This is a genomic window from Stenotrophomonas sp. 89682_Sma, from assembly GCF_056481405.1.
In genome coordinates this window covers 649,652-667,817 of the sequence record NZ_CM151147.1, presented here as the reverse complement: position 1 = coordinate 667,817, position 18,166 = coordinate 649,652, and the positions used below count along the sequence as shown (strand labels likewise).

Annotated in this window: 12 protein-coding genes; all 12 read right to left on the bottom strand. The window is 68.9% G+C overall.

Annotated features, from left to right (window positions below):
* Nucleotides 1-6: 6 nt before the first annotated feature.
* On the bottom strand, nt 7-801 hold the full coding sequence (locus ACZK29_RS02980) for a hypothetical protein (RefSeq protein ID WP_478446655.1): 795 nt from the start codon (nt 799-801) through the stop codon (nt 7-9).
* Complete coding sequence (gspM, locus tag ACZK29_RS02975) at nt 791-1,504, bottom strand: type II secretion system protein GspM (RefSeq protein WP_478446654.1); 714 nt, start codon at nt 1,502-1,504, stop codon at nt 791-793. The genes ACZK29_RS02980 and gspM overlap by 11 nt, the downstream gene beginning before the upstream one ends.
* Nucleotides 1,479-2,624 (bottom strand): PilN domain-containing protein, encoded by a 1,146-nt coding sequence (locus ACZK29_RS02970; protein ID WP_478446653.1) that lies wholly within the window; start codon nt 2,622-2,624, stop codon nt 1,479-1,481. Before ACZK29_RS02970 ends, gspM begins: the two co-directional genes overlap by 26 nt.
* The gene (locus ACZK29_RS02965; RefSeq protein WP_111111618.1) at nt 2,621-3,484 is read right to left on the bottom strand and encodes a type II secretion system minor pseudopilin; all 864 of its coding nucleotides are present in this window, start codon (nt 3,482-3,484) and stop codon (nt 2,621-2,623) included. The genes ACZK29_RS02970 and ACZK29_RS02965 overlap by 4 nt, the downstream gene beginning before the upstream one ends.
* Complete coding sequence (locus ACZK29_RS02960) at nt 3,481-4,113, bottom strand: type II secretion system protein J (RefSeq protein WP_111111617.1); 633 nt, start codon at nt 4,111-4,113, stop codon at nt 3,481-3,483. Before ACZK29_RS02960 ends, ACZK29_RS02965 begins: the two co-directional genes overlap by 4 nt.
* Complete coding sequence (xpsI, locus tag ACZK29_RS02955; protein ID WP_111193276.1) at nt 4,110-4,535, bottom strand: type II secretion system protein XpsI; 426 nt, start codon at nt 4,533-4,535, stop codon at nt 4,110-4,112. The genes ACZK29_RS02960 and xpsI overlap by 4 nt, the downstream gene beginning before the upstream one ends.
* Nucleotides 4,532-5,026 (bottom strand): type II secretion system protein XpsH, encoded by a 495-nt coding sequence (gene xpsH, locus ACZK29_RS02950; protein WP_099484331.1) that lies wholly within the window; start codon nt 5,024-5,026, stop codon nt 4,532-4,534. Before xpsH ends, xpsI begins: the two co-directional genes overlap by 4 nt.
* Nucleotides 5,027-5,032: 6 nt before the next feature.
* The gene (gene gspG / locus ACZK29_RS02945) at nt 5,033-5,476 is read right to left on the bottom strand and encodes a type II secretion system major pseudopilin GspG (RefSeq protein ID WP_099484332.1); all 444 of its coding nucleotides are present in this window, start codon (nt 5,474-5,476) and stop codon (nt 5,033-5,035) included.
* 49 nt (nt 5,477-5,525) lie between these two features.
* On the bottom strand, nt 5,526-6,746 hold the full coding sequence (xpsF, locus tag ACZK29_RS02940) for a type II secretion system protein XpsF (protein WP_099484333.1): 1,221 nt from the start codon (nt 6,744-6,746) through the stop codon (nt 5,526-5,528).
* Between the two features lie 24 nt (nt 6,747-6,770).
* Nucleotides 6,771-8,492, bottom strand: a complete 1,722-nt coding sequence (gspE, locus tag ACZK29_RS02935) for a type II secretion system ATPase GspE (protein WP_049428792.1) — start codon at nt 8,490-8,492, stop codon at nt 6,771-6,773.
* A 137-nt stretch (nt 8,493-8,629) separates the two neighbouring features.
* Nucleotides 8,630-10,522 (bottom strand): S8 family serine peptidase, encoded by a 1,893-nt coding sequence (locus tag ACZK29_RS02930; protein WP_478446652.1) that lies wholly within the window; start codon nt 10,520-10,522, stop codon nt 8,630-8,632.
* 157 nt (nt 10,523-10,679) lie between these two features.
* Nucleotides 10,680-17,861 (bottom strand): ESPR-type extended signal peptide-containing protein, encoded by a 7,182-nt coding sequence (locus ACZK29_RS02925; protein WP_478446651.1) that lies wholly within the window; start codon nt 17,859-17,861, stop codon nt 10,680-10,682.
* Between the last annotated feature and the right edge of the window lie 305 nt (nt 17,862-18,166).

Sequence of the window (18,166 nt, the reverse complement as noted above, 5' to 3'; positions counted from 1 at the left end):
TTCACTCTATCGGTTGGTGCCATCGCCCGGGGGCGGCGACGGTTGTTGCTGCTGTTGTTGCTGCAGCTGGCGGCGACGGGCCTGGATGCGTTCGCGGATGGCCTGCATCTGCGCTTCGCTGGGGCCGTTGTTGTTGGCAGGCGGTGCCGCGGCGGCGGCTGATGGCACGCTGCTGGCGGGCTGCGGCTGCGCGGTTGCGGTTGCAGCAGCCGGAGGTGGGGGTGGCATCGGCGGTGCGCCCGCCGGCGGCGGCACAACGACCGCACCCGCTGGCGGCACGCCATTGGCACCGCGCAGTACGGTGGGTGGCTCGCCGCCCTGGCCGTTGAACACGGCCAGTTCCAGCACCTGGCTGCCACTTGGGCCGATCACCGTGGCCTGGCGCGGCGCCAGCCCCACCAGTTGCCAGCCGTCCACCGCTTCGCCATTGAGGCGCAGCCGCAGCGAACGATTCTGTTCGGTGGTGAAGGTGGCCATGCCGAAGTCGCCGGTCAGCAGCACGCCGGTCAAGCGCAGCGCGGCGCTGGCGGCAGGCTCGCTGCCACCGAGCAGGTAGGGCTTCGGCGTGCGGTCCTCGGCGAAAAGTGGTCGCTCACTGATCGCGCTGTAGCTGTCGGCGCTGGGCATGCGTTCTGCGGCCAACGGCGGCAGCACCGGCAGCGAAGGCGCCGCATCGGCATCGCCGTCGGCACCTGGTAGCTGGCTGCCCAGACCAAAACCGGTGGCCAACCAGACCGCCGCGGCCCAACCGGCCAGGGCCAGCAGGAAACCGGTACGCAGGCTGATCTGCTCAAGTTTCATCAGCCACCTCCTGTCCCTCGACCGGCGCAGCCGGTACGGGGGCGGGCGCCGCTGAAGGCGGCTGCGGCGCGGACACCGGTTCGGCGGCAGGTGCCGGGGCACTGCCATCGGCAGCAGCGCCCGGCAGCAGGTAGCCGGCCAGCTCGAACGACACATCCAGACCCAGCCCGGATTCATTCGGAGATTGCTGGAAGCGCTGCGCGATCAGGTTGAGGTTGTCGACGAACAAGCGCGGGCTGCCGGTTTCCAGGCTGTGCAGCACCGTGGCCAGCTCGGCCACGCCACAGCGCAGGCGCACCTGCATGGCCACGCGCACGAACTCGGCGTCACGGCGGTTGTCGGTGAGCGGCGTGCGGTTGCTGATGGTGCAGCTGCGGTTGCCCGGGCTGGCCATCGCCACCGCGTCCTGCAGCTTCGCGCCCAGTGCGGCGGCGGCGGCCTCGGCAGTGGCCTCACGCAGGAAGCCCGGCCGTTGCTGCAGGGCTTCGCGGGTGGCTCGCAGGCGCTGCTCGATCTGCGGCTTCTGCTGCAGCTGTGCCTGCACGCGCGATTCGCGTTCGCGCAGTGCGGCCACATCGGCATCGATCCCGCGCAACGGCTGGGTGAACCACGGGTGCACCAGCAGCAGATAGGCCAGGCCCAGCACTGCCAGCAGCAGTGCCAGTGCCAGCCAGCGGTCACGGCGTGCGCTTGGCATCGGCATCGGCCGCCTCCCGGGTCGGGGCTGCCGTCGGCAACGGCTGCAGTTCAGCGGTCATGGTGAAGCGGTCGCGGCCGCTGGCGGCACCGTCGGCCTGCAGCACGCCGGTCAGGTTCACTTTGCGCCACTGCGGCGCATCCTGCAGCAGCTGCACCAGCTGCGATGCCTCGCGGCTGAGCCCGATCAGCTGCAGGTTGTTGTTCTCGATGGCCAGTTTTTCCAGGTACGTCCCCTCCGGCAGGCGCCGGGTCAGTTCGTTCCAGATCTCCACCGTACCGGCGCGCTGGCCGCGCTGCTTTTCCAGGAACGCAGCACCGTCGATCAGCGCCTGCAGCTGGGCACGTTCGCTGGCCACGCCACGCGCACTGCGCGCACTGCGCTCAACTTCGGCACGCAGTTCATCAGCTGCCGCGCGGCGGTTGTCGAGCAGCTGCAGGCCAGCCAGCACCAGCATCACCACCGCGGCCACCGCCAGCAGAAGGTTCCAGCGCCGCATCGGGTCGGCCTGCAGCTGACGCTGCGCGGGCGGCAGCAGGTTCACCTGCAGGATGTTGCCCTGCGCATCGATGGCATCGACACCGGACAGTGCATCGGCCCATTGGCCCACGTTGCTGCGCCAGGCCTCGAGCTGCCGCAACGGCCAGGCCACCAGTTCGACCTGCAGCTGGCCCTCGCCCGCCGCGCCACGTTCACACACGTCATAGCTGACCTGGCTGGATTCGAACGGCGTCTGCCGGTCGATCTCGAAGCCGACCACCGCACGCAGGCGGTCAGCCGCGGCCGCTGGCAGGCGCAGCTGCCGGCGCAGCACATCGCCGGCCGGCAGCAGCCACACCCGCGGCAAGCTGCGCAGGCGGGCTTCCAGCACGCGATCCAGTTCGGCCGGTGACAGCGGCCACGGCAGCCGCACCACCGGTTCGCGGCGCTCCCCCGCCTCACGCCAGACCTGAAGGTGGTCGCCTTCGCGCTGCAGCAGCAGGCGGGCCTGCGCCCAGCCCAGCGCCCACTGCCAACGGGCCGGCACCCACGCCAGCAGCGATTGCCGCCACCAGCGCAGGAAACGGCCGGCACCGGGGCCGATCCGGCCCTGCACCTGCCGCACACTGTCCTGCCAAGCCGTCATCTTGCTGTCATTCCCTGCTCCCAGCGAAGCACTGTGTAGGACCGCCCGGGAACCCCGCCCGAGCCATTGCGAACCACTGCCTGCACTACCGACCGGCGTCCACTGCCGTCCGTTGCACGAGACTCGATACTATAGGTGCCGCTGCTGCTGGCAAGCGTTGTCGTACCGCCAGCGGCATCTGCATCACGCTCCTGCTGGGCGCGCTGCGCCAGCACGGTGTCCGCATCCATGCCCAGTGCGGTCAGCACCGGTGCGCTGGCGAACTGCGGATCCGGCCGCGCCTGCCGGCTGTACAGGGTCAGGTGCGGCAGCATGGCCTGGTAAAGCGGCCCGCGCATGCCGAGTACCCGCTGCAGCTCGCCCAGCGTCTCGAAACGCTTGTTGCGGGGGCCATAGGGCAGGCCTGCTGCGGCATAGTCGGGCGCTTCGGCACCACCGCCGGGCTGCAGCAGGCTGTCCTCGTCACGCCAGTCGACGATCGCGCCGGCCAGCTGGCGGGCCTGCGTTTCGTCTTCACCCAGCGCCTTGAGGAAGGCGCTCAGCAGGGCCACGTCGGCCAGGTTCAGGTTGATCTTGCCGTTCTCGTCCAGCACCTTGATCTCGATGCTGGCGTCATCGAACTGCCAGCGATAGACACGGCCATCGGCGCGCCAGGGCGCTCGCTGCGGATCGGCGGACAGGCGCGTCAACGCGTATTCCAGTCCCGCCCGTGCACGCTCCTGGCCACGCGCGTCATCGTCCAGCACCCGCTGCTGCAGATGCTCGACCCGCGCGCTCAACGCGAACGCCCCCACCAGCGCCGTCATCAGCGCGATCAGCCACAGCACCAGTACCAGCGCCGCCCCTCGCGCCCGGCTCATCGCGCACCTCCACTGCCGCCGGCGCGCGGAGCGACCACCAGTGCAGGCCAGGGGGCACCCTTGGCAGGCACGATCTGGATCTCCACCAGCATCGGCAGGCGCCGGGTGTCATCCCAGCGCGGCATCCACTCAGTCACCTGGCCGGTGCTGGCATCGATGCCGCGATAGCGCAGCTGCACCGATTTCAGGTTCTCCACCAGCACCTCCGGCGGGCGCGGTGGGTTCTCGGCAATGCGCTCGCCTTCCTGCAGCAGTACCAGGTCGAGCAGAAGGCGTTGCTGGCCGCTGCGGCCATCCACCTGCAATGCGTGCAGGTAGGCACCGCCACGGCCCAGGTAGCCCGGCAGATCAGCCGCGAACAGCATGCGTTGCTCTTCGCCCTGGAAAAAGATCGGTTCGCGGGTGGGATCAGGCACTTCCAGCGGCGTGCGCAGCGCACCCGCCAGTTGTCGCCGCAGCAGGGCTTCAACCGCACGCATGCGTTCGCTCTCGGCGGCAATCTGCTCGCCACGCTGGCTCACCGCCATCGCCGAGCGCACGCTGGCGAACGCCAACGCCAGGCCACCGGCCAACAGCACCGTGGCCAGCATCACTTCCATCAGGGTAAAGCCCGCGGCGCTTCGCTTCATCGCGCGCTCTCCAGGTCCGGCGGCAGCAGGCGCAGGCTGCGCCAGCGCAGTTGCTCGCGTTCGCCTTCGCCCCAGTGCACCTGAAGCTGCAGCTCGGCCAGCCAGGGAGCCCCCGGCGATTGCGCCTGTACCTGCGCCGCGTTGCCGGCACGCGGCTCGACCCAGGGCTGCACCTGCAGCTCCCAATGGTATCGGCCCTGTTCCCAGTCGCCCTGCTGGCTGCCGACCTGCAATGGCGAGGCGACACCGGCTTCGGCCAGCAACGACTGCGCATGCAGCACCGCACGCGTGCGCAGCTCAGCCTCGCGGACTTGTTTCGCGCCACCTGACAGGCTGCCCAGCAGTAGTGTCAACGCAAGGCCCAGCAGGGCGAAGGCGATGATGACTTCCAGCAGGGTGAAACCACGCGCCCGCCGCTTCATGGCGCCTGCCACGGGCCGGAGCGGACCTCGCCGGTCAGCCAGCCGACATCGATGCGCCATTCGGCGCCCTCACGCTGCAGCCGGATGCGGCCACCACTGGAGCCGCCATCGGGATGGAACTCGATCACGCCCTGCCCCGGTGCGGTGGCCAGCTGCGCGGCGCCTTCGAACTGCACCTGCAGCTGCGCCGGGACGTCGCCCTGGCGCTGGTTCGCACCTTGCCAGTGGCGACGCGCCGGTTCGATCACGAAGCGCTGCGGTTCACCGCGTGCGATGGCCTGGGCGCGCACCATGCGCAGCTGATTGGCGATGTCCTTGCCGGCGCTGCGCAGCTGCATGCCGGCAAAGCCGCGCGACAGACCCGCGGCGGTGATCAGGCCGATCGCGGCGATCAGCGCGATCACCAGCAGCATTTCCAGCAGCGACAGGCCCGCTGCGCGCCTGCCGTGCAGGCGAGGGCGAGGCAGCCGCCGCGGCAGGAAATGCGTCATGCTCGGTTACGGCTGGTAGCGGATGTCAGCGTCGACGCTGCTGCCACCGGCCTTGCCGTCCTTGCCCAGGCTGATCAGTTCATACGGCTGGCCTTCGCCCGGCGCGCGGTACTCCAGCGCGTGGCCCCACGGGTCATTCAGGTCGGCCGGCTTGGCGTACGGGCCCAGCCAGCCGCCGACACCGGCCGGTGCGGTCACCAGATCGTTGAGCGAGCCCGGCAGCTTGCCGGTATCGATCTGGTAGTTGTCGACCTTGGAGGCAACGGTCTGCACCTGGGCCTTGGCGATGTTCGCCTTGCCACGATCGGCACCGCCCAGCACGCGGCTGGCGACCAGTGTCAGCACCGCGCCAATCAGCACGATGACGATGATGATCTCCAGCAGGCTCATGCCCGACTGGTTGCGCGCGGCGGCGAAGGAAAGGCGGATCGGTCGACGGGAAGCAATCATGGTCGGTCCTTTCGGTTGCGGAGTGTCGGGGTTGCGTAGGGAGCCATCATCAGCCGATGGCATTGGTCAGGTCGTACAACGGCACCAGCACGGCCACGATCACCGCACCGACCACCGAGGCCAGCACCAGGGTGATCGCCGGCACCATCGCGGCCAGCAGACGGTCGATGCGACGGGCGCTGTCCTGTTCAAACGTGTCGGCGGCCTTCAGCAGCATGGTATCGAGTGCACCGGACTCCTCGCCGACCTGGATCATCTGCAGCGCCAGGCGCGGGAAGCGCTTGCCGCGCGACAGCGCCAGCGACAGGCCGGCACCGTTCTTCACTTCATCGGCGGCCGCTTCGACATCGGCAGCCAGCGCACGGTTGCCCAGCACGTTGCGGGCGATGCCCAGCGCACCGAGCAGCGGCACGCCGTTGCGCAGCAGGGTGCCCAGCGTGCGCGCAAGCCGTGCGGTTTCAAGTTCGCCCAGCAGGCGGCCGATGCCGCGACGCTGCAGCAGCCAACCATCCAGCGCCAGCCGGAATGCCGGCTGCCGTACCTTGCGTTCGAAGAACAGTGCCAGCACTGCGGGCACCACCAGCAGCAGCACCCACCAGTCGCGCACGAACAGGCCAAGCTGCAGCACCGCATTGGTGAACCACGGCAGCGCCACGTCCAGGCTTTCGTACATCTGCGCGAACTGTGGCACCACGTAACCGAGCAGGAACAGCAGCGCACCGCCCACCACCACCAGCAGGATGGCCGGATAGACCAGTGCGTTGATCACCTTGCCCTGCAGCGCGCGGCTGCGTTCAAGGTAGTCGGCCAGCCGCTGCAGGGTCTCGTGCAGGCTGCCACCCGCCTCGCCGGCACGCACCATGTTCACGTACAGGCGCGAGAACAGGCCGTGCTGGCGTTCCAGCGCGGTCGACAGCGGCGCACCGCCGCGCACCACGTCGCGGATGTCGGTGATCGCGCGGCGCGAACGTTCGTCTTCCGGAAGCCCGAGCAGGATCGACAGTGCACGGTCCAGCGGCTGGCCGGCGCCAAGCAGGGTCGCCAGCTGCTGGGTGAACTGCAGCAGCGCCGCGCCCTGCAACGGGCGCTGGCGCAGCAGCGTGCGCCAGCTGCTGCCGCCGACCACGCCGCCATCGGCCAGCTGGGTCTCCATCGGCAGGTGCCCCTGATCCTGCAGGCGCGCGACCAGTTCGGCCTCGCTGGCGGCTTCCATCTGCCCGTCGAAGATCTCGCCGTGCGGATTGAGCGCCTTGTAGCGGTAGTTCGGCATGTCAGCCCCGGCGTCCTGCGCGCATCAGCTTTCCTCGGTCACGCGCAGCACTTCCTCGATGGTGGTCTGGCCGCTGAGTGCTTTGGCCAGGCCATCCTCATACATGGTGCGCATGCCGGCTTCACGGGCGATGCGTTCGATCTCGCCCATGCCATCGCGGCGCATCACCGCGCGCCGCAGCGCATCGTTCATCACCAGGAATTCCATGATGGTGGTGCGGCCCAGGTAGCCGGTCGGCGCCAGTGCCGAAGGCTTCGGGCGGTATAGATGGATCGGCCCTTCCGGTTGCAGACGGCGCAGCTCGAAGCGCTCGATCTCCTCCGGCGAGGCTTCATAGCGCTCGGCGTGGGTCGGCTCCAACCGGCGCACCAGGCGCTGCGCCAGGATGCCGTTGATGGTGGAGGTGAGCAGATAGTCCTCCACGCCCATGTCGAGCAGGCGGGTGATGCCGCCGGCCGCATTGTTGGTGTGCAGGGTGGACAGCACCAGGTGGCCGGTCAGCGCCGACTGGATCGCGATGCGCGCGGTTTCCAGGTCGCGCATTTCGCCGATCATGATGATGTCCGGGTCCTGGCGGACGATGCTGCGCAGTGCGTTGGCGAAGTCCAGGCCGATCTGCGGCTTGGCCTGAATCTGGTTGATGCCCTCGATCTGGTACTCGACCGGATCTTCCACCGTGATGATCTTGACGTCGGCGGTGTTGAGCTGGCTCAGCGCGGTGTACAGCGTGGTGGTCTTGCCCGAACCGGTCGGGCCGGTGACCAGCAGGATGCCGTGCGGTTGTTCCAGCACCTTGCGGAACTGCGGCAGGAAGGCATCGGTAAAGCCGAGCCGATGGAAATCGAACACCACCGTTTCGCGGTCGAGCAGGCGCATCACCACGCTCTCGCCGTGCGCGGTCGGCACCGTGCTCACGCGCAGGTCCAGCTCCTTGCCCTGCACGCGCAGCATGATGCGCCCATCCTGCGGCAGGCGGCGCTCGGCGATGTTGAGGCGGGCCATGATCTTGATGCGGCTGATCACCGCTGCGGTGAGGTTGGCCGGCGGGCTTTCGCCCTCCACCAGCACGCCATCGACGCGGTAACGCACCTTCAGCCGGCTCTCGAACGGCTCGACATGGATGTCCGAAGCACGCAGCTCCACCGCACGCTGGATCACCAGGTTGACCAGGCGGATCACCGGCGCTTCCGAGGCGAGGTCGCGCAGGTGCTCGATATCGTCGACCGCGCCACCCTCGCCGTCCGCGGTTTCAACGATCGCGCCCATCGCGCTGCGGCCCTGGCCGAACCAGCGCTCGACCAGATCATCGATCTCCGCGCGCATGCCCAGCACCGGCGTCACCGGTACGCCCAGCGCCAGCTGCACAGCCTGCTGCGGATAGGGATCGTGGGCGTCGGCCAGCCACAGCCGTACACCCTGTTCATCCAGCGCCAGCGGGCATACATGGAACTGCTTGAGGAAACGCAGGGACAGCGGCAGGCCCTCGGCCAGGCCCTGGGGCGGTGAATCCGGCAACTGCTTGCCATCCAGCAGCGGCAGACCCAGCACCTCGGCGCTGGCCTGCGCCTGGTCACGTTCGGATACCAGCCCCAGCCGCACCAGCAGGCCGAGCAGGCTGCCGCCCGCCTCCGCGTGCAGCGGCCGAGCCCGTGCAAGATCGCCCTCCTTGAGGCGGCCACGCGCCAGCAACGCATCCAGGATGCGACCTTCGGCGTCGTCGGCGGCGGTTGCAGCAAGCGCGTTCACGTGACTCTCCTGTCAATCGGCTCGACTTTAGCAGTTACGCCGTGATTTCCGTCGCCCCGCCGCCCGCTTTCGTAAAAAGACGAAGCCCGTCACATGCGGGTGACGGGCTTCGGCCATTCAACTACCGCACTGCGCGCTTACTGCGTGGCGAGAATGCTCACGCCGCTGTATGCCGCCTCGCCCACCACCTTGATGTAGTAGGTGCCGGCGGTCGCTGCAGTCACGCGCACCGTTTCCGAGGTGCCCGGGCGGGTCGAGCGCGCATCGTTGTCGGTGGCACTCGGCTCGCGGCCCTTGGCCAGGTAGACCGACACATTGCCGGTGCCACCATAGGTGATGACGCTGAGCTGCTTGCCTGCCGCGGCCTCGAAGCTGTAAAGCACGCTGCTGCCGGCGGCACCACTCAACCCGCCGATGGCCACCTTGTTGGTCAGCGGCTTGGCCACCGGACCGCAGTTCTCGGTGCACGGCTCTTCCAGGGCCTTGTCCAGCGCGGCCTTGGCGTCGACGATGCCGGTGCCGATCGGGGTGGCGGACGGAATGCTGACCGGGAACGGACGTGCCGTTTCCTTCAGCAGGGTCCGCATGCCTGCCGGTGCGAGCGGGTCGCGGTTGGCGGCGATCAGCGCGCTCTGCACCAGCGCGGCGACGGCAGCCACATGCGGTGCCGCCATCGAGGTGCCGGCCTTGCCGCCAAGGGTGTAACCCTCGGTGGAACCGGCTGCCGGCGGCGACGTCTTGCTGCTGGACACCGCCTGCCAGACATAGCCGTTCGGATTGCCGTCGGTGACGCCACCGCCCGGGCCGGACAGATCGATGCGGGTACCGAAGTTGGAGTAGTAGGCCATGGCGCCGGTGATGCCGGTCGCGCCGACCGAGACCACGCCATCGCAGTTGGCCGGGCGGGCATTGGCGACATTCATCGAGTCGTTGCCGGCTGCCACCACCACCAGGGTACCGCGGTTGGTGGCACCGTTGATGGCCGCCTGGTAGGCCGGATCACAGCTGCCGGAGCCGCCCAGGCTCATGTTGATGATCTCGGCCGGATTCTGGTTGGCAGGAATGCCGGCCACGGTACCGCCCGAGGCCCAGGTGATGGCGTCGGTGATGTCCGACAGGGTGCCACCGCAATAGCCGAGCACGCGCACCGGCAGCACCTTGGCCTTGTAGGCCAGGCCGGCGGTATGCAGGCCGTTGTTGGTGGCCTCGGCGATGGTGCCGGTCACATGGGTACCGTGCCAGCTGCTGTCGCGTACCGGCGAACCGTCGTAGCAGGCATTGGCGGTGGGCATCCAGTCACCGTAGTCGAGTGCACCTGGCACGCGGCCGTCGGCGGCACGACGCGAGCGGCTGGCCTGGCTGATGAAGTCGTAGCCCTCCAGCAGGGTGCCGGCGGCAAAATCCGGGTGCTCGGGCAGGATGCCGGTATCGAGCACGGCCACCACGATGCCCTCGCCCTGCGAGACGTCCCATGCGGCCGGTGCGTTGACGCCGCCGACCGGGTTGTGGAAGTGCCAGTTGTGGCTCTGGTAGTACGGATCGTTGGGCACGAAGTTGGGCGACGCATCGGACTTCGCGACGGCGTCCGCGCGCGGCGACGACGCGGCATCGATCGGATACATGACGGCGTCGGCCACCGCATATTCGACGGTCGGGTCAGCCTTCAGTTCGCCCAGCACCTTGTCCAGTTCGGCGCGCGCGATCCCTCCCTGCAGGCGGATCAGATCGGCACCGATGCCGAGCCTGCGGGCCACCTGCGGGCGCAGCGCGGCACTGCGCGCAGCTGCATTGGTGCCTGCCGGCACGGCGCGCGCGATGGCCGAGTTGACCACGGCCAGCTTGGCATTTGCATCGGCCGCTGCGGCGCTGCCAGCGCGGTACTTCACGATGATGCCATCAACCTGCTGCGTCTTCGGGCCGGACAACGGCGCATTTGCTTTCAGGTCGGCGGCCTGTGCCAGGCCAACACCGGTCAGCGACAGCACGGCGGCTGCCAACACATTGATGCGAAGGTTCTGCTTCTTGATCACGTCGAATTCCTCTTCTGGGTCATGGATCGAACCAACACTGCGGCCATCATTCCTTGACGACTCCCGGCCGGCCCAGCCGGGATTGCCGTGACCTCCCCCCAGGCCCTCGTTGCAGGTGCTGCGCCGGCGTGGGTGGCCGCCGGCGCGATGGAGTGGCTTACCAGCCGAAGCCGGCGCCGACGCCGACCGAGCTGTCGTCGCTGCTGAAGGCACCGCCGACCGTCACCGTGGCGCGATCGCTGATCGCACGCTGGTAACCCAGCGACAGTGCCGATTCGCCGCCCTGGAAGCCGATGCCGACGCCGACCCGGTTCTGGGTGCGGATGCCGGCAGCACTGGTGGCCATGTTGAGCATCGCCGCGCTCATCGCGCCCTGGCGGTCGATGCGGCGATCCATGTGCCGCAGGCGCCCGTCGACCTCGCCCTTGAACACATCGAAGCTGTCGGCGACGGCCTGCACGCGGCTGTCGGTGTAGCTGTTTGCGGTGGCCATGCCACGATCGAGCTGGCCCTTGTTGACCGCATCGGTGGCGGTGGTACCGGCCGCAACGTTGGTGACCTGGCGCTCGTTGCCTTCGCTGCCCACCGACACCGTATTGGCACGATCGGCAACCGAGCCCTGGCCCAGCGCCACAGCGTTGGCAGCGGTGGCACTTGCGCCCTGGCCGATGGCGGTGGAGGAGGCGCCGCTGGCCACTGCGCCGTCGCCCATGGCGACCGCGTTGAGACCCGATGCCGGGGTGCCCACCGGGATGCCCGCACCCGCCGCCGCTGCGGTCGGCGTGCCCTGCACGCGTGCGGTGCTGGCCGGTGCCGCATCGGCCGCCGCCGGTGCTTCGGCAACGCTGGCCAGTGCGCTTTCATCCAGCGAGGCACTCATCGAACGCAGGCTGGCCGTTCCCGAACGCGAACCACCGGCGGTGCGGCGGTCGATCTCGCTGACCTTGCGGTCCAACGCACCCAGCGCATCACCGACGTTGCTGTAGGTGGCGCCCTGGATCACGTAGTTCGGCGCCACGAACACGCCCTGCATGCCGACGCTGGCGCCGCCCCCCAGGAAGCTGGCGGCATCGCTGAGCGACTGGAACAGCTGGCCGCCATTGATCGCCTGGCGGCTGCCGGCGGCGATGCTGCCGGCACCGACATTGTCGATGGTGGTGCCCTGGAAGCCGGACAGGGTCAGGCGGTCACGGCTGGCGTCGTCGTAGCCGACTGCACTGGCCGCCGTGGTCTCCACCGTGGCGATGCGCGAATCGAAATCACCGACGCGGGTTTCCACTGCGCCCACGCGCTGGTTGGTGACATTGAGCTGGGAGCCGGTCACCGCGTCACTGCTGCCGGCAGCGATGCGGCCATCAGCCACGTTGACGATGCGGCGCGTGGCCGGGCCATCGGTGGGGTTGCCACTGCCTACCGACACAACATTGGCATCCAGCGCACGCGCTCCAGCACCGATTGCAACCGAGTTGACGCCGACCGCACCCGCACCGGCGCCAACGGCCAGTGCGCCGGAGGCAGACACCGTGGCATTGGCACCCAGCGCGATGCTGCGTGCGCCCGCCGCATTGGCCACCGAGCCCATCGCTACCGAATCGGTACCGATGGCGTTCGCGGTTCCCGTGCCATTGGCGCGGAAATATCGGTTGGTGGTGTTGGCGGTGAACGCAACGGCGTCCAGCTGACCGCGATTCACTGCGTCATTGATTTCGGTACCGTTGGCGACATTGGTGACCTGCCGGTTGTTGACGGCACTGCCGACGGACACGGTATTGGCACGATCGGCCACCGAGCCTCCACCCAGTGCGACACTGCCGGCAGCCGAAGCGTTGGCACTGACACCCACCGCCGTGGCATTCAAACCGGTGGCCTTGCTGCCGTAACCGACCGCAGTACCCAGGCGGCCGCTGGCTTCGGCATAGCTGCCCAGCGCCGAAGCGCCATCGGCCGAGGCATTGGCGCGGAAACCACTGGCCTGCGCCTGCGTGCCGGTGGCCGTGGCCTGCGCACCGCTGGCGGTGCTGTAGGGGCCCTTGGCCTGGGCCCCGGCACCGGTGGCGCTGGCGCCGGTTTCGCTGGCGCTTGCACCGCTGCCCAGCGCCACGCTGTCGACACCACTGGCCTGCGCAGCATTGCCCAGTGCGGCAGCATTGTTGCCGGTGGCCAGGGCATCGAAGCCGACCGCCGTGGCGTTGGCGGCCATGGCGTTGGCGCCGCTGCCCAGCGCGGTCGCACCGTTGCCGATGGCATTGGCCGCATTGCCGGCCGCCAGCGCATTTTCACCATCGACCAGTGCACCGGCCTCGCCATCGGCATTGCCGCTGGCCTGGAACTGGCGGCTGGTCTTGTCGGCGACACTGGCAACGGCATCGAGCTGGCCCTTGTTCACCGCATCGGTGGCTTCGGTACCGGCGGCAACGTGGGTGACCTGGCGTTCGCTGCCGGCCTTGCCAACGGCCACCGTGTTGTCGCGGTCAGCCTTGGAACCGGCACCGAGCGCAACGCTGTTTCTGCCATTGGCGGTGGCGTTGGCACCCAGCGCCGTGGTGTTGGTACCTGCCGACCAGGCATTCCAGCCGATGGCCGTAGCGTAATCCTCGGTGGCCCACGCACCGGCACCGAATGCTGCCGCACCGGTGCCACTGGCGCGCGACGGAATCAGGCCGAAGAAGGTGCTGCCGCCGATCGCCACACTTTCCGCACCGCTGGCTTCACTCGACTGACCCACCGCAACCGCGCCGGTGCCCGCCGCCGCTGCGCCGAAGCCCACCGCCGTGGTGTTGGCACCGCTGGCAGCCGAGCCATAGCCGAGTGCGGTGCCGAGGCGACCGGTCGCTTCGGCATAGCCACCCACCGCTGTGGTGCCATCGGCGGAGGCCGCGCTGCGGAAGCCGCTGGCAAGGGACTGTGCGCCACTGGCGTTGGATTCAGTACCGTTGGCGGTGCTGTAGACACCGCTTGCCTGTGCACGCGCGCCCACCGCGCTTGTCCCCACTTCGCTGGCGCTGGCGCCGCTGCCCAGGGCCAGGCTGTCCTCGCCGGTGGCCTGTGCCGTGCTGCCCAGTGCCGCCGCGTTGTTGCCGGTCGCCAGCGCATCGATGCCGACTGCGGTGGCGTTGGCGGCCAGCGCATTGGCACCACTGCCCAGCGCGGTAGCGCCGTTGCCGATGGCGTTGGCCGCATCACCGGCGGCCAGCGCATTGTCGCCCTCCACCAGCGCTCCGGTTTCACCATCGGCATTGCCGCTGGCCTGGAACTGCCTGCTGGTCTTTTCCGCAGCGGCGGCTACGGCATCGAGCTGGTTCTTGTTGACCGCATCGTTGCCCTGCGTGCCATCGGCCACGTTGGTGATCTGGCGGGTGTTGCCGCCGCCGCCCACCGATACGGTGTTGTCGCGGTCCGCAATCGAATCCGCACCGAGCGCCACGCTGTTGGCCGCGCGCGATTCCGCCGCATTGCCCAGCGCGGTGCTGTTGATGCCTCCCGACCAGGCGCCACCGCCCACCGCGGTGGAGTAGTTGCCCGAGGCTTCGGTGGCCAGCGTGCCGAACAGCGAGCCGCCGATGGCGACGCTGTTGGTACCGGTGGCCAGGCTGCCCTGGCCGGTGGCGGTGCTGTAGGCACCGGACGCTTGCGAATCACCGCCCAGCGCCACGCTGTTGGAACCCGAGGCGTTGGCGAAGTTGCCAAAGGCGGTGGCATTGAAGGCCGAAGCCTGTGCGTAGCCGCCGATGGCGGTGCTGTAACCACCGGTGGCTTCGGCACCGATACCGAATGCTGCCGCGGCCTTGCCGCTGGCCACACTCTCGCTGCCGACCGCGGTGGCACCACTACCACTGGCGTTGCTGAAGTAGCCCACGGCTACGGCTTCTTCGCCGGAGGCTTCGGACAAGGCACCGCTGGCGGTGCTGCCCGCGCCGCTGGCGATGCTGGCCGCGCCGAACGCCGCACTCTGCTCACCGCTGGCTTCGCTTTCCGCACCCTGCGCGGTGGCGTATTCGCCGGTGGCCTGTGCATTGGCGCCTACGGCACTGGCATTGGCGGCGGTCGCCAGCGCGTTGAAGCCGATCGCCTGCGCGTTGCCGGCCAGCGCATTGGCACCGCTGCCAAGCGCGGTGGCGCCATTGCCGATGGCGTTGGCCGCATCACCTGCGGCCAGCGCGTTGTCGCCCTCCACCAGCGCACCCGCCACATCGTCGCCGTTACCGCTGGCCTGGAAGAAGCGGCTGGTGGTCGTGGCGGTGCTTGCCACCGCGTCCAGCTGTGCCTTGTTCACCGCATCGGTGGCCTGGGTACCGGCGGCGACGTTGGTGACCTGGCGCTCGTTGCCGCTGCTGCCCACCGACACCGTGCGTGCGCGGTTGGCGACCGAGCCCGCGCCGAGTGCGACGGCATTGCTGGCACTGGCGTTGCTGCCCGCCCCCAGCGCGATCGCACTTTCGCCGCCGGCCACCGTGTTGGTGCCGATGGCGATGCTGTTGATGCTGTTGCCCAGCGCCTGGAAGCCCAGCGCCACGCTGTTGTCGCCATAGCCGAAGGCACCGCGGCCGACCGCGGTGGCGCTGGTGCCGTTGGCCCAGCTGTTGTAGCCGATCGACGTGGCGCCGGCGCCGCTGGCCCACGCCGCGTTGCCGAACGCCGAAGCGTTGGTGGCGGTCGCCCACGCACCGGAACCAAAGGCGCTGGCGCCGCTGGCGGTAGCCCAGCTGTAGCCGCCCACCGCGGTACTGTCATCGCTGCTGGCGAACGCACTGTCACCCACCGCCACCGCATACGCGCCGGTTGCGCGCGACTTGCCGCCGGCGGCGAAGCTGTTGCCACCGCTGGCCTTGGCCGCATTGCCGAAGGCACTGCTGGCAGCACCGGTGGCCTGCGCAGCGCTGCCGACCGCCGTGGCATCGGCCACGGCCGTGGTACCCACCTGCTGCGCCTTGCCATCGGCACCGATGATCGGCTGGTTGAACTCGTCGTAGGCCTGCCCCAGGCCACCGATGGCGACACCGCCATTGCCGGTGGCCGTGCTGTTGCGGCCCACCGCCACGCTGTCATCGCCGATGGCCGACGCGGCCGCGCCATGCGCAACCGCGCCCGCACCGATCGCGTTGCTCGACGAACCGGCCGCGATGGCACCCTCGCCTTCCGCCAGCGCACCGGCATCACTGCCAGCTTCCGGTTGGGCCTGGAAGAAGCGCGCGGTACTGTCGGCGGTGCTGGCCACCGCATCCAGCTGCGCCTTGTTCACCGCATCGGTGGCTTCGGTGCCGGCTGCGACGCTGGTGATCTGCCGCTCGTTGCCGGCACTGCCGACGGCCACGCTGTTGGCACGCACCGCTTCGGAGTTCGCGCCCAGCGCGACGCTGTTGGCGCCGCGTGCAGTGGCGTAGTAGCCCACCGCAGTGCTCTGCGCACCACTGGCCCAGGTCTGCGCGCCGAGCGCACTGGCGTTCTCGCCCGGCGCATAGGCGAAGTAGCCCACTGCGGTGGCTTCGGCACCGGAGGCTTCGCTGAGGCTGCCGTTGGCCACGGCACGGTCGCCGCTGGCGATGGCGCCTGCGCCGACTGCAGTCGCCGATTCACCGCTGGCCTGTGTCTGTACGAAGAAGCCCAGGCCGGGAATCAGGTCAGCCGGGCCACCGATGGCAACGCTGCTGGTGCCCGTGGCATTGCTCTGCGTACCCAGTGCCGTGGAGTAGTCACCGATGGCATTGGAAACCGCACCGAACGCCGACGCCTGCGCGCCGGACGCATAGGCCCCCACGCCATAGGACGATGCGGCAAAACCGCTGGCATCGGCACTCGCGCCGACGGCCGTGCCACCCACACCGGCACTGGTGGCGCCGGTGACCACCGGCACGCCACCACTGGTGATCAGCGGATTGCCGTTGGCATCCACCGCAGCGCCACCGACGGCCACGCTGCCCGGTCCGTTGGCCTGCGCGTTGTTGCCGAATGCTGCGCTGTTCTGGCCCGAGGCCAGCGCGTTGTTGCCCACCGCGGTCGCGTTCTGCGCAACGGCGGTGGCACCGGCACCGACCGCCGTGGTGCCATTGCCGATGGCATTGGCGGCCTCGCCTGCGGCCAGCGCGTCGTCGCCTTCAGCCAGGGCACCGGCATCGCTGTTGCTGCTGCCGGTGGCCTGGAAGCGCTTGGCGGTGGCATCGGCCACCGCTGCAACGCCCTTCAACTGGCCAACATTGACCGCATCGGTATCTTCGGTGCCGGCGGCAACGCTGGTGATCTGGCGGGTCAGGCCGTATTCGGCGGCACCGACGGATACGGTATCGACACGGTCGGCCAGCGAACCGGCGCCCAGCGCCACGCTGCCGGTAGCGACTGCGGCGGAATTGGAGCCCAGGGCCGTACTGTATTCACCGACGGCCGTGCTGAACGCACCGACGGCGATCGAGGCTTCGTTGGCGGCGGTGGCGCCGCGACCGAGCGCGGTGCTGCCCGGGCCCATCGCCACGGCACCGCCACCGACGGCGGTCGCACCATCGGCGGTGGCTTCAGACAGTGCACCCAGTGCCGTTGCTGCACCGTTTTCGCTGGCGGCATACGCACTGGCGCCGACGGCGGTATCGCCAAGGCCGAAGGCTGCTGCGCTCTGCCCGACCACTACGCTGGCATCACCAATCGCCAACGCGCCCTGGCCGAACGCGCTGGCGCCGATGCCCGCAGCTATGGCCTGGGTACCGATGGCGGTGGTGGCGTTGGCCAGCGACTGCGCACCGGCACCAGCGGCCAGTGCACCCTCGCCCTGGATCTTCGCCGCGTCGCTGTCATCACCTGCGCCGTCGGCCTTGAAATAGCGGTTCCCGTCTGCGGCAACGTTGGCCAGAGCGGCCTGCGTGGCGCGCGCCTGCGCATCCAGCTGCGCCTTGTTCACTGCGTCGGTCGCCTGCGTGCCTGCGGCGACGTTGGTGACCTGCCGTTCCTTGCCGGCATCACCGACGGAGACGGTGTTGGCGCGCGTGGCCCTGGAGCCCGCGCCCAGCGCCACGCTGTTGGCCGCGCTGGCACTGCTGTTGCTGCCGATCGCCACCGCATTGCTGCCCTTGGCCGTGGCCGAGCCTTCGATCAGACACTTTTCGAGCAGCTTGCCGCTGAATGCCACACAGGTGGCGCTACCGCCGATCTGCACCGACTGTGCGGTGGCAGAGCCACTCATGCCCAATCCCAATACCAGGCCCAGTGCCACCGCCAGCAGTGCGGGCGTGGCCTGTGTCGCATTGTGGCGCTGGTCGACGACCCCGCCACTGCTGCTGTCGGAGGAAGCCAGTTCCGAGGCCACCACCAACTGACCCAATGCTTTGTTCCAGACCTTGCGATAAATCCGATTCATCGGTACGGCTCCTGATTGGACTGGTTTTGGGCAAAGCAACGCCACCGCTGGGCTTTCCGGCCCAACGTCCCCTGGGGGCGTTTATTCGCGTGATTTACTGCGGGGTATTGCCGAACGGCGCGCAGCGACAGAAAACCGAGCGCGTGCGCCAACCGGTTACTGCGAAATGAATGATTCTGAAACGGGGTTCAAGTGTTAACGGCAACTTTGCAGATCGTCAAGACTTTGACACGACAAATCCTATTGCCGTGAAGCAGTTCACTCTTTCGCCTGTTTATAGAAGGATTTTGTTAGCGATGCGTGAC